Origin of the sequence: Anoxybacter fermentans (assembly GCF_003991135.1) — a bacterium.
Lineage (GTDB): Bacteria > Bacillota > Halanaerobiia > DY22613 > DY22613 > Anoxybacter > Anoxybacter fermentans.
On sequence record NZ_CP016379.1, the window covers coordinates 1,233,409 to 1,246,937 of the forward strand.

Below are 13,529 nucleotides of genomic sequence, written 5' to 3' on the forward strand. Positions count from 1 at the left end.
CCCCTCCTCTTTATTCCTGTTGACCGCCTATGGTTACGCGACAACGGAGATATGGTCCACCTGCATCAACTTTAGCTGGCTGCCATTTACCACAAAAACCTCTACCCAAACCCAATTGAAACTCTTTACTTACAGCATCCACACTCTGTAAGACATCAAAAGCCTGCCCGGAAATGGTCACACCTTTGACCATCTTACCCAATTGACCTTTCTTAATCTCATAGGCTTCCAGGACTCCAAACATAAACTCTGCGGTAGAATCGGCCTGACCCCCACCGCCCATACCTTTCAGGAAATATCCATCTTCAATTCCAGCAATCATCTCTTCTAAGTCATCTTTACCAGGCAATATAAAAGTATTGGTCATTCTAATTATTGGTTCATCCCGATATGTAAAAGCTCTTGCATTACCTTTCGGCTGAGTATTAAAAATGTATGCAGATTCCCTATTATGAAGATATTCTTTGAGAATACCTTTATCAATTACTAGAGAACGTTGAACTATTGTTCCTTCATCATCGACCAAAACCATCCCGGAAGCTCTCTCAACATTTCCATCATCTACCAGGGTAATTAATTCACTGGCAACCTTTTCTCCAATTCTATCTTTAACAACAGAACCTGCCAGAACAAAATCCGCTTCAACAGTGTGGCCTATGGCTTCATGGGCTAGAACCCCAACTAACTGAGGATCCAGAATCACAGTATACTGACCTCCACGGGCATACTCAGCTTCCAATTTTTCACGAGCTATACGACAGGCTTCCTCTACCAGCTCTTCTTTTGATTTTTCTTTAAATAAATCATACCAGGAACCGGTGACCGCTGTAGAAACTATACCCATCTCCCGTTTACCAGATTTCATCATGATACAATGGATAGCCAGATCCTGTTTTACATCAGATATTTCTACTTCTGCACCGTCTGAGTTTACGATAATCTTATCATCCTCAAATTTGTTATAAAGTACAGCATTGGAAACTACTAATTCAGAATAATTCCGGATCGCTTTGTCCATTTCGAATAAAAAAGCAATTTTTTCTTTTAAACTGGGCTCTTTTCGCTCGGGAACATAATTATAACTTCCTCTTCCTATTTGACCTTTCGCCAATCCCTTTATCTTTTCTTTTCTCAAACCAGCACCTGTTCGGGCAGCCTCTATAGCTTCCTTAATAGCAGTAGTTAAACCCTCTTTTGTCAGATTAGAAGTAGAGACAAACCCCCAGCATCCATCCACTAAAACTCGAATTCCAGCTCCTGCCAGTGTCTTCAAATTGGCCTTATCCATTTCACCATTGCGAATTTCAATCTCTGTCAGTACCCGTTTGTGATATCGGATCTCAACCCATTCAGATGATTGGTGAACCAGTTCTTTTAATAATGCCAGCATTCTAAATACCTCCTTATAAAAAAAGTAAAAACTATAAAAATTCTCCCACAGCTTGTAAATAATCGAGGCTGCAAGAGAAACACTACTTTACCCAGGCATCGCAAATAAAATTAAAAAGAACTTTTCCCGAAACAATGGCAAAATAGCGCAATTTTTTGTATACCAGCCACCTTTATTCTAGTTAATTTAATGTTATTCTAAAATTTTGGATATGTCAACCTTATTTTAAAAAAAATCATTAAATTCTAGTTATCATTAAAAGATTTCAGCTTCTTTTAAAAGGAGATATTGATTGGCAAGTTTTCTCTTTTTCTTATGATCTGGACAGAGCTGAGAAAGTTCCCGGTAGAAAGCCTGATCATGGCCCGAAAAATGATGGTGACTTAATTCATGAGCTATTACATATTCTAAAAGAAATTCAGGAGCATTTTTAAAATGATCATTAATATAAATGACAACCTTCCCATCCTTTTTTCGCCTATAAGTCCCCATCACAGTCTTTTGCCGCCGGAATTTGATAGTTAATGAAAAATCAAGAGTTGAATATTTGCGAGTATAAATTTCTTCAGCCATTTTTTTTAATTCGTAAGACTTATGAATGTGTGATTGGCACTTGCGGAAATAATTATAATAGCGGTAGGCATCCTTTAGCCTTAAAATAAGATTTTGCCGTATTTCTGCCAGAACTTTTTCAACCAACTCCCTTTTCATCTGTCGTGGTAAATAATAGAGAAGTTTCCCTTCCCTGATTCTGCCAGAACAGCAACGGATTCCTTTTTTAAAAATAACTTCTTCTTTTAATTGAAATGGATACTTCTCCACAGGTAAAACTCCCTTTTTTAAATTCAACTTACAGTATAACTTTTTCTTTGCAGTATAATCATCTGATGGATCATTGAACAAACATCTAAGCTTCAATAAGCCTTATAGAAGCTAAACTACTAAGCAAAAAGTCAGAGTAGTGTAACAGAACGAAGCCCTTTAACCCTGGGCAGATTCTTTAAGTAAAGTACAATTAGTGATAAAACTTATTCGAAACTTTGATTCCCTTATTTTTGATTGAATGGTTAATTATTACTTGACTCTAAGCATGATATTTTTTATTCTACCTAATAGAATGGTCTTAAACTACTACCTACTTCCATTTTCTAGGAAACTTCATGTCTTATTTGACGCTACCATATTAAAACCCTTTTCCCTTAACCTTCACTAATAGAATCCTATTATCATTATCAAAAGCAAAATCCATGTACACTTGTTACTCTTTTCAAATCAGATGGTCGCTTTGAAGGTATCCAGGTAAGTTTAACAACCTGACCCTCCCAGTCAACATATATTGTTCTCTGCAAAGGTATACCTTTTAAAAAAATTCAAAAAATTTACTATAAAAAATAAAATATTAATTTATTTTGATTTGCAAATACGTCATATTACATCTTCAGTTTTTACGATGCAGCCCTTCGGAATTAAACCAATATTAATATCTTTTGTATTTTTCTTTACCGTAAATGATTTAAATAACCCTAGGAAGGTGTTTCATACTCCCTCTTTTCTTAATTAAATTGAACTATTCCTCTGCGACAAACTACAGTAAAACTTTTTTGAAACATCATTTAATTAAACCTTTGGCATTTACACCTGCATCCTTCAAATGTTTGTATAGTTGCTTTTATATATTCAGCTTCATCAATTGTAAAAAAATAATCTTTCTTACTAATCAAAGAGCAAAAATATTATAAAAAAAAGTTTGGCAGTTCCCGATATCCGACAGGCCAGTTCGACACAGACTTGGCCGGTCGGATGTGGAAGCATTGACTAAATTCAATATTTTTGGATCCATTTCTATATTAAACACAATTTGGATCCATTTTTTCTCAGACTATCTGCTCTCCACCAGAAAAGGCGCTGATTTGCCTGCTGTGTTTTTTTTAAATTGCCCATCAACTCAGCTAGATCTATGAATGTTCGGAAGCCATCGGATTTCCTATCACATATTCTTCCCGTCATTTAGAACATTTCTATGTGATAGGTAATAACACCAGTACATCCACAAAAGTAATCCAAGAACCAAATAACCGCGATGAATTTAGCTTCTTGTGAAAATAAAACCAAATAACAAGCCGACCAAAGCAGTAACAATCCGAAAAACCAAAGATTGGAAGGATTCCACAGTCGCTCTTACCTGAGAAGGTACACGATGAAGCCAAATATCCTGAAATCAGGGGATCAACGAATTCAGATACCAAATACACAACCAGCATAAAGAAAATCCCCAATGGACTACACCAAAGTGCCATTACAATTAAACCAATCACAAAAACTGTTAATACGATTATAAAAATCGTTCCATATGAAAAAACGGTCTTTTAAGCAATAAGCCGTTAATCTTCCAATCCTTTTAGCTAAAGAATTCCCTCCGCTTACAACCACCGAAGAAAATGATTGGAATGGATAGGCTTTTAAGTATAACTGCCAGAATTCATCAATTTAGGTTAAACTTGCTTCGAAAATAACACCAAAAAAATCACAAAACAGATTCCGGGGCTTTTTCACAAAACTCTCATATCTTTTTTAATCTTCTTTAAGTCAGATTAATTATTAATCTAACTGCATTTTACCTGAATTTTTATTTTACTCAATTGAATTAGTGAAAATTAACATTTTTTAATTGCATTCCGAAAGACAAGTGTATACGCATTACTCAAAAGGGCTAAAACAACACCCTATAAGAAGGTTATTTGTTTGTGTTTCTATTCACCAAATTGTATACAGTAAATTATTTTACAAATGATTTAAAATCCTCAAAAATTTCGTTAACTCTTTTGCTATTTTTGCCACTAATAATTATTACCCATTCCCCCTTTCGCCAGGAAATATATTTTCGTCCTCCGGTTTTAGCAGTCCAGTAATTAAAAAACAAAGGAATATTAATATCCAATGAACCAGTTTTAATATTTCCCATAGAGAAATTTTTATATTTTAAAAAAAATAAACCAGCTGAAGTAGTTTTCTGAAAATGAATAGCTGCAAATAATACTTGTTTATTACCCGAACCTATTGTGGCTGCATAAAGTTCCTTGGTGTCATCCAGGTGAAAATCTTCCATAAACTTATTTGTTATATTACTAGTTATAGAATAACCAGAGACAAAATCTTGTAAAGCGTGAATATCATTGGGAATGGGAAAATTAAATTTGTTTGTTATTACATATATAACAGAAATAATAATCAGAACTATTACTACCCATTTAAAACCATTTTTAAATATCAAAATATTTACCCCCTTTATATTTTAATATTGTTCCGTCAAATTTTCTCCCTTTTTCAAGGGGCAAAAGCTTGATTTTTCCTTGTAGGGTCGGGATTTTCCTGAAAAAAAGGAATCCCTCCCCCTGAAGTAGTAGGTAGTAGTTGACCAAAATACAACTCACTACACCCAGAATGGAGGGATTCGTAAGTTATGATTCGTCAACCACTACTCAATATCCTCTTAAATTCTTTATTAAATTTTCTTCTTAATCTCTTTTTAATTCTTTCACAATATTTCCGTATTGATTTTAAACCATCTAACCAGATTGATGACAGCTACTCTAAATTAAACAATCTTAATGATCCTTTACCTCTCGTAAAACCTGTTTACAAAGATTATCAAACATTACTCACTGAAGCTGAAAAAAACAGACAACCAATCAAACCTGTACGCAGAATTAAATCTTTAAATATTGATTTCGATGAATGCCCACACTGTTGAGCCCCTGAAGATTATCTCAGACTCTTTGGACGTAATCCAGATGGATATCAAAAACTTCAGTGTAAAGTTTGTAAATATCAATGAGCTCCAAAAAAGCCTCATCAACCTAAAACACATCCTACATACTATTGCCCATTTTGTGGCCATGCTCTCTCTAAAGAAAAACATAGAAAACATTACACCAAATACAAATGTAAAAACAATAACTGCCCTAAATGGGTTAATCAACGTAAAAGATATCGTTATCGTGCTTTTGATCTTGATCCAGAGGAATTAGAAATCTCATCTCTACAAAAAACACCAGTTAACCTGGCTAACAGCCATTACGGAACTTTTATAATCTCTAAAGCTATTAATTTCTATATCGGATTAGGTCTCTCTTTACAACAAACTGTACAGGCTATCAAACTAACCTGGCAAATTTCTCAGTCAAAAATGGACAGTTTCATTAGCTGCTAAATTGGCACCCTTGATTTCAAAACTACCTTTACCTTTATCTGGTATTGTCGCTATCGATGAAACCTATGTCAAAGTTAAAGGCAAATGGCACTACTTATTTACAGCCATCGATGATAAACATGATTTTGTCATCTCTCAGCATCTTTCTAAACATCGTGATGCTAAAGCTGCCCTTACAATTCTACAAAGGATCATCAAACAATACGACGGTAAAAAATTCACTCTAATAACCGATAAAGCTCCAATCTATGAAGTTGCTGTACATACTGCTAAAGTATTTCTAAATGCCAATATCGATCACCACCAGATTAAAGGGCTTTTTCCCTATGGAATAGTCGATTACAGCAATGAAGCTTATCGGCCTTACAAAAACATAGTAAAACGCTTCTTTGGAATTTATAAATCACATTATAAACGACATAAAAGCTTCAGTTCTTTCGAAGGCGCTATCTCTCATACAATACTGTATCAGTTGTATTTCAACTACTTAAAACCCCATGATTCATTTGGGGGTAAACCACCTTTGCAGATTACAGACTTCACTGGTCGAATAATTGAAAACTGGGCACAACTCATCAGATAATTTTACTGCAAAAAGCTAATTTTTCATTTCAATTTTTGCAACCCGAAGCTGGAGCTTCCTACCAACGGGAATCTAACTTTCCATCTCCTTAATCACCATTTTACTCTTACCTGTAGCAGGATTAATCGGAATTTCCTGTACTTCCTCAATCCAATAGTTTAAATTGGTTAAATTTTTTTCCTTAAGAATATCATCCATCTGCTTTCTAATTTCTTTTTCAAGTAGTTCTTTATTTACACTTTTTTGTAACACCACCCTGATCTTAAATTCATGGGATGAAAGTTGAACAAACTGATATTTTTCCAATCCTTTTACTTCAATTTCATCAACAATTAGGGGATGAATAAAATCTTCTTTTCCATCTTCATTCTTAAACCACATTATTTCCTCATTTCGTCCCACTATCTTTTCTATTTTAGTATAGGGTAAGATTTCATTTTTATTCCTTTTTTTACCTTTTAATTTATCTGATAGCCGATATCTAATCAATGGCTGAGCAAAATTATATAGAGGAGTAAGATAAGTACAATCCTTATCTAATTCCATGTAATTAATATCATCAAAAAGATAAAGTCCGTGATAATCTCTTCTTCCTAATCCCAAAATTATGGATTCACTGGCCCCGTAAATATCAAAAACTTCACTCTTTAAAACTGACTCAATATAATTTCTCAATGGTTTAGTAAGGGGCTCGCCCCCAGTAATTACTCTGATAACATTAACATGAATTTTTCCCTCACTAATTAAATCACAGAGAATCTGTACTCCCGAGGGATAGCCGATAATTACATTTGGTTGAAAATCCTGAATCTTATCTACCCACTTATTAAGGGGCATGTTAATATTGACCAAAAGAGGTTCAAAGCCAAAACCTTTAATACCGGCATTGGCAGCCATGACTCCGCCAAATCTACCCTCTGTAGCAGCAATATAAGCTACTCTGATACCATCTAAAACTCCAATCTTCATGATATCTTTAATTTCAAACTCACCTTTACAGGCTCTAAAACCGGCAGCCAGAACAGTCTCCCAGGCTGGTTTATCATAGATAAAATATGTGGGTTGTCCTGTACTACCAGAAGAATGAACTACAGTATATTGATTTAAATATTTTTCATCTTGATAGCAGGACTTTTTAAGAAATTTCTCGATATCTTTTCGATTTAGTTCTTCCCTAGTAGTTAGTTGATCAAAATTTTCAATAAAAATTTTTTTATCAATAGGAGGTAACTCGGAGATAGGAATCTCATCAAGATCCTTTTTTCTTATTCCATGACTGGAATAGTAGTCCCGATAAAATTTTGAGTTGTTGTAAGCATACTTTAACAATTTTCTAAAACCATATTCCCTGATTTTAATAATCTCTTCTCTTGATTTGTAAAAATTTCTGCTCAATTTCCAGGCCTTGAAAACTAAACTAAAGTAATTCATCTATCTCTACCACCCGTTTCCTGAATTTTAGATTTATCCATTCTCTAACCATATTTTATGTTCTGTTAATTTATATAGAACTTAAAGTGACCTTCTTGATAACTAACTCCCACCTTTATATAAAAAAGTTCTAAAACTTTGTTTCGGTAACTTACTTTAAAATTCCTTCTCTTTACATCAAACAAAATAAAACCCGGGCCATCAAAAGCCCGGGTCTTAAATTAAACAAATATAGTAGAAAGGATAAATACCACAATAATTGTAGTTATACCCTGAATAAGAGTAGCCAATGAATGGGTTTTATAAGCTGTGGAAGTGTCAAGATTGGAGAACTGGCTAACTACCCAGAAATAACTATCATTAGCATGGGAAATGGTCATAGCACCAGCACCAATGGACATTACAACCAGTGCTCTGGCAACTTCAGAATTCAAACCTAATTCTGGTAAAATCGGACTGACTAAAGCAGCAGTTGTGATAAGTGCCACCGTTGAAGAACCTTGAGCTGTTTTCAGAGCAGCAGCTATAATAAAAGGTAAAAAGATTCCCAGGTGATACTGAGATAAGGTATTTCCCAGATATTCTCCAATTGGGGTAGCTTTCAAAATTGCTCCAAAAGCTCCACCAGCCCCGGTAATCATTATGATAGATGCAGCATTTTTGAGTCCTTCCCCAACCCAGCCATTTATATATTCTTCACTCCATCTGGGTAACAACCTGAAAGCAATGAAAATACCAATTATTAACGCTACAGTCGGATCTCCAAAGAAATCAAAGAAGGTTTTAATTCCACCTTCACCAAATGGATGGCTTGGAAAATCAGCAATTGATTTTAAAGTAATCAAAATGATAGGAACAACAATTGGTGCAAAAGCATCTATTGGCTTTGGTAGGTCAATATCCCCTTCTTTAGTTTCCACTTCAATATCTGGTTCAATATAATATCTGGATGCAATTTTTGTAGACCATAGGTAACCAGCCAGGATAGCAGGAATAGCAACAATTAATCCGAATAAGATCACGAGTCCTAAATCAGCATTAAGAGTTCCAGCTGCTGCAATTGGCCCAGGAGTTGGTGGAACAAGTGTATGAGTTGCATATAAACCAGTCGATAAAGCTACAGCCATTGTAGCCATGGAGATTTTAGCTTTTTTAGCCAGAGATTTATTTAAGGATGATAAAATAACAAAACCACTATCACAGAATACAGGAATAGAAACTATAGCACCGGTAATCGACATAGCTAAAGCAGATTTTGCTTTACCAACCCAACCCAATACAGTATTGGCCATGGTTAAAGTACCGCGGGATTTTTCCAATAAAGTTCCAATAATAGTTCCTGCTATAATAACAATTCCGATATAACTCAAAATACCTCCAAAACCACCTGTCACCGTCTTAATAACCTCAAGAGGTTCCATTCCTGATAAAAGGCCTACACCAAATGCAGCAAGAAGCAATACTAGAAATGCATGCATTTTTATCCTTGCTGTCATCAGAACAATAAAAGCAACCGCCGCCGCTAAAATAACAAGCAACAAAGGCCCTTGTATCATAATTGTATCATCCCCCTTTTATTTATTTTTCTTATCAGCTTTTTTTATTAGTCACCTCCTTAAAGCTGATAAGAAAGAGTTATCATCCGCCCTATACTTTCACCCAATTCCTCCAATAAAATCGGTGTTTTTTCTATTGCTGTATCCAGTGTCATCGGAGCATTGATTATTGAAAACAATGCATCTATCCCATGATCATAAACTTTAAGAGCTCCAGCACCCAGACTTCCGGCTATACCTATAACCGGCTTTGAGTATTTCTTAGCTACACGGGCTACTCCAATAGGGGTTTTCCCAAATATAGTCTGAGAATCTATTTTTCCTTCACCAGTTATCACTAAATCAACTTCCTTAACCTTTTCTTCAATCCGGCTTGCTTCTATTACAATATCTATACCAGGTTTTAGCTCTGCATTTAAGAATGCCATAAGTCCCGCACCCAAACCCCCAGCAGCACCAGCACCAGGAATATTATCTACTTTAATTTTTAGATCACGATTAATTATCATAGCAATGTGCTTAAGCCCATCGTCCAACTCCTTTACCATTGAGGGAGTTGCACCCTTCTGTGGACCGTAAATATATGCAGCCCCATTTTTACCATAAAGAGGATTATCTACATCACAGGCTACCTGGATATTTGCTTCTTTAATCCTTGGGTCCAGATTAGATAAATCAATCTTTTCAATCTTTTTTAATTCACCCCCACCAAAACCAACATTATTTCCATTGGCATCTAAAAACCTGCCTCCTAAGGCCTGAGCCATCCCAATCCCACAATCATTGGTAGCACTACCACCAATTCCGATAATTAAATTCCGACATCCTTCATCCAGTGCTACCTTAATTAACTCACCGGTACCATAAGTTGTAGTTTTTAAGGGATTTCTTTTATCTCTTGGTACTAAAGGTAATCCAGAAGCTGCTGCCATTTCAATAACGGCCGTTTTTCCATCACCTAGAATGCCAAAAAACGCCTCTACCTTTTCTCCCAATGGGCCAGTCACTACTTTTTTAACAATCCGACCATTAGTTGCATCAACAAGAGAACGGACTGTTCCCTCTCCACCATCAGCCATAGGCAGTATCTCTATTTCAAATTGAGAATTTGCCTTTTTCAAACCGCTTGCCAAATTCTCTGCAACCTCTATAGCAGTTAAACTTCCTTTAAAAGAATCAGGAGCTATCAATATTTTCATCTATTCTCACCATCCTAACTCATTATTTAAAAATTACTGAAAAAATTATCTTATATAAATATTTTGATTTTTCAAAATAAAAAATAACTATGACTAGTTCCTTATCTCCTACTCCTTCAATCTCACTAAGATTTAAAATTATCTTTTTGTATTTTAATCAAAATAAAAAGATAATTCGTTTAATTTAAGTTTAAACTACACATTGTATAAATTCAATTGGCAAATATACAATTTTCATACTATTATTTATTTTTATTTTTGTATATTTGCACAAATCCAAATAATGATTAAACTGCAAAAAGTCAATTTTAAGTGCAATAGAAATTTTTTGTTTAACCATCTTAATGAGATTTCAGTCGAACTTTAGATGGTTCGAAAAATTTCTTTTAAAGCGAAAAATTAGCTTTTTACAGTAAAATCAATAATTATTTATCTATTTTTATTTCTTTTTTTCAAATTTATAACATAGTAAAGCCATTTTTAACTGAATAGCATCTTCAAATTCAGTTGGATCAAGCCCTGTAATCTTTTTTATCTGCTTTAACCTATATACCACCGAATTACGGTGAATAAAAAGCTTGCGCGCAGTCTGACTTATATTCAAATTTGTAGAAAAATAAATTTCTAAACTCTGTTGAAGTTGTTGCTCTAAGGGAAACTTACTGGCAAGCTTTATCCGTACATCCCGTGATAAATCTTTGACCATGCGTTCTATAATCAATTTTTCAATATGATAAACTTCTTTTTGGGGATAAAACCTCTTCCCCAGATTTAAAGCTTCCATCGCTTCCTCAAAAGATTTAACAATCCCTCCCAAGTTCTGTTGGATACTACCAATACCAATTTTGCATTTAAGATCAAATTTATTACTCAAAATCTGTACTAAATTCTTTCCTATTTTTAGAAAGTTGGTCTCTCTCCATTTCTCCTTTTTATCTTCATACATTAAAATAACAAATTTTTCTCCATCTAAATGGAAAACTTTTGTCTTTGTCCTACCATAAAAGAAATCCTGAATTTCAAATTTAATCTCTTTTTTATATTGTTGTAATTTCATGTTGGTCTTTTTCTGCGGGTCTTTTAATAATTCATCCCAGAGGTTAATTACTTCAAGAACAAATATCAGATAAGGTTGTTCAAAATTAAAACCCATCGCTTTAGCTCTGCTTTGCATAACACTTTCTGAAATATCTTTATTCTTACTCAAAATCTCTTTAATGAATTGTTCTTCAGCCTGTTCTTCCAACTGTACCCTTTCCAAATAAAAAACCTGTTTAAGCATCAGTTCAACTGCCATCTTTACTAGACCACCATATTTTTCTACTTCTTCTGGATCTCCCGTAATTCCCACTACTCCTATAATTTGCCCATTAAAATATATTGGCAAATTAATCCCGGGTTTTACCCCTTTTAAGTATTTTGCTTCCTGTTCTGAGATTTTTAGTATCTTTCCCTTTTCTATTACCTCTTTTGCACCTTCATGAAGAGTATTCAATCTTCGTGGATTTCCACTTCCAATGATAATCCCCTTTTCATTCATAATATTTATATTTAAACCCAATATTTCCATAGTTCGATCTACGATTGTCTGGGCCAGTTGTGAAGTTAAATTCATTTTGTCTCACCCCCTTGTTTTCCGATTCTTAATATATTTACGGATTGTTTCCTTAAGAAATATTTCCAAAGTTATTCTTTCAGATCAGGGTATTTTCTCACACATATAATATAACATATTCCAATAAAACCCGGAGTAGATAGTTATCTTCTCCGGGTATTATCATATCCTTATTTATGTACCGCCTTTCTATATATATCCTCCACCGCTTCTAGTACTGTTTCTGCCAATGTTGGATGGGCATGGATAGTCAAAGTTATTGCACTTACAGTTAGTTTATTTTGTACCGCCAAAGCCAGTTCATGAATCAAATCAGATGCATGTGGCCCAATAATCTGAGCACCGACTATAATATCATTCTCATCAGCAACAATCTTTACAAAACCATTTGGTTCATTAATGGTCAAAGCTTTACCATTAGCTTTAAAGAAAAACTTACCTATTTTTGGATTTAAACCTTTCTCTTTAGCCTTCGCCTCAGTCAAGCCAACCGTACCAATCTCAGGATGGGTAAAAATACAACTGGGAATAACATCATAATTCATTGGCTTTTTCTCTTTGAAGATATTCTCCACAGCACGAATACCCTGAGCCGACGCAACATGCGCCAGCATCACTTTTCCTGTCACATCCCCAACAGCATAAATATTCGGGATATTAGTCTCCAAATACTCATTGACCACTACTGCACCACGATTTAAGGTTACTCCTAACTCATCTAACCCAAGGCCTTCAGTATATGGCAAACGCCCTAATGATAAAAGTGCCATTTGAGCTTCTATTACTGTCCCATTCTCCAATTTTGCTACAATCCCATCATCTGTCCTTTCAATAGTCTCGATTTTAACTCCTGTCTGCACCTTAATCCGCGCCCTTTTGAATTGACGTTCTAATTCAGCACTAATCTCTTTATCTTCATTAGGAATCAATCTGGGCATAATATCCACCACAGTCACTTTACTTCCCAACTCAGTAAAAATTGAAGCAAACTCGCAGCCGATTACACCACCGCCTACTACAAGTAAGCTTTCGGGAACTTCTTTCAAATTCAAAATCTCCTCACTAGTGATAATTCGTTCACCATCATAGTTCATGTTGGGAAAGGTTTGGGGTATAGAACCAGTTGCGATAATCAGGTTCTTACCACTAATCTTCTGAGTACCTTCTTCCCCACTAACTTGAACAGTGTTGGGATCAATAATTCTTGCCATACCTTTATAAACATCGATTTTATTCTTTTTAAATAAAAATTCGATTCCCTTAACCAACTGTTTAACAGTCCGCTCCTTGTGAGCCATAATCTTTTCAAAATCAACGGAGTAATTTTCCACATTTATACCAAAACGCTTTCCATCTTTAATTTTCCGCAATACATCACAACTGGCAGTCAAAGCCTTGGTTGGGATACATCCACGGTTTAAGCAGGTTCCACCGGGAGCATCCTTCTCAACAATAGCTACTTTACCACCCAATTGAGCAGCTCGAATGGCCGCCACATACCCCCCAGGACCAGCCCCAATAACTATCAGATCATAACTCATCAAA

10 protein-coding genes are annotated in these 13,529 nt (G+C 35.0%); 2 read left to right on the forward strand and 8 right to left on the reverse strand.

Features of this window, described 5'->3' with window-relative positions; genetic code table 11:
• Window positions 1–10 precede the first annotated feature (10 nt).
• From BBF96_RS05560 to BBF96_RS05570, 3 genes are all read right to left on the reverse strand, one after another.
• A complete protein-coding gene (locus BBF96_RS05560) occupies window positions 11–1,390 on the reverse strand; it encodes a TldD/PmbA family protein (protein ID WP_127016229.1) in 1,380 nt (459 codons plus the stop codon).
• A gap of 255 nt (window positions 1,391–1,645) precedes the next feature.
• Window positions 1,646–2,293, reverse strand: a complete 648-nt coding sequence (locus BBF96_RS05565; protein WP_127016230.1) for a M48 metallopeptidase family protein — start codon at window positions 2,291–2,293, stop codon at window positions 1,646–1,648.
• A gap of 1,873 nt (window positions 2,294–4,166) precedes the next feature.
• Entirely contained in the window at window positions 4,167–4,661 is a 495-nt protein-coding gene (locus BBF96_RS05570; RefSeq protein WP_127016231.1) for a hypothetical protein, read from the reverse strand.
• A 189-nt stretch (window positions 4,662–4,850) separates the two neighbouring features.
• On the opposite strand from BBF96_RS05570, the gene BBF96_RS16625 reads away from it, so the two are divergent.
• The gene (locus BBF96_RS16625; protein WP_205665723.1) at window positions 4,851–5,141 is read left to right on the forward strand and encodes a hypothetical protein; all 291 of its coding nucleotides are present in this window, start codon (window positions 4,851–4,853) and stop codon (window positions 5,139–5,141) included.
• Window positions 5,142–5,601: 460 nt separating this feature from the next.
• A complete protein-coding gene (locus tag BBF96_RS16630) occupies window positions 5,602–6,183 on the forward strand; it encodes a DDE-type integrase/transposase/recombinase (protein WP_205665724.1) in 582 nt (193 codons plus the stop codon).
• Between the two features lie 72 nt (window positions 6,184–6,255).
• On the opposite strand, the gene BBF96_RS05580 is transcribed toward BBF96_RS16630, so the two are convergent.
• The 5 genes from BBF96_RS05580 to lpdA form a co-directional block, all read right to left on the reverse strand.
• On the reverse strand, window positions 6,256–7,614 hold the full coding sequence (locus BBF96_RS05580) for a phenylacetate--CoA ligase family protein (protein ID WP_127016232.1): 1,359 nt from the start codon (window positions 7,612–7,614) through the stop codon (window positions 6,256–6,258).
• Window positions 7,615–7,835: 221 nt separating this feature from the next.
• A complete protein-coding gene (locus BBF96_RS05585; protein ID WP_127016233.1) occupies window positions 7,836–9,170 on the reverse strand; it encodes a GntP family permease in 1,335 nt (444 codons plus the stop codon).
• A gap of 59 nt (window positions 9,171–9,229) precedes the next feature.
• Window positions 9,230–10,369 (reverse strand): glycerate kinase, encoded by a 1,140-nt coding sequence (locus BBF96_RS05590; RefSeq protein WP_127016234.1) that lies wholly within the window; start codon window positions 10,367–10,369, stop codon window positions 9,230–9,232.
• A gap of 439 nt (window positions 10,370–10,808) precedes the next feature.
• Window positions 10,809–11,984, reverse strand: coding sequence for a CdaR family transcriptional regulator (locus BBF96_RS05595; RefSeq protein WP_127016235.1), 1,176 nt, complete (start codon window positions 11,982–11,984; stop codon window positions 10,809–10,811).
• Window positions 11,985–12,154: 170 nt separating this feature from the next.
• Window positions 12,155–13,525: a dihydrolipoyl dehydrogenase gene (gene lpdA, locus BBF96_RS05600; RefSeq protein WP_127016236.1), complete on the reverse strand. Its 1,371-nt coding sequence runs from the start codon at window positions 13,523–13,525 to the stop codon at window positions 12,155–12,157.
• Between the last annotated feature and the right edge of the window lie 4 nt (window positions 13,526–13,529).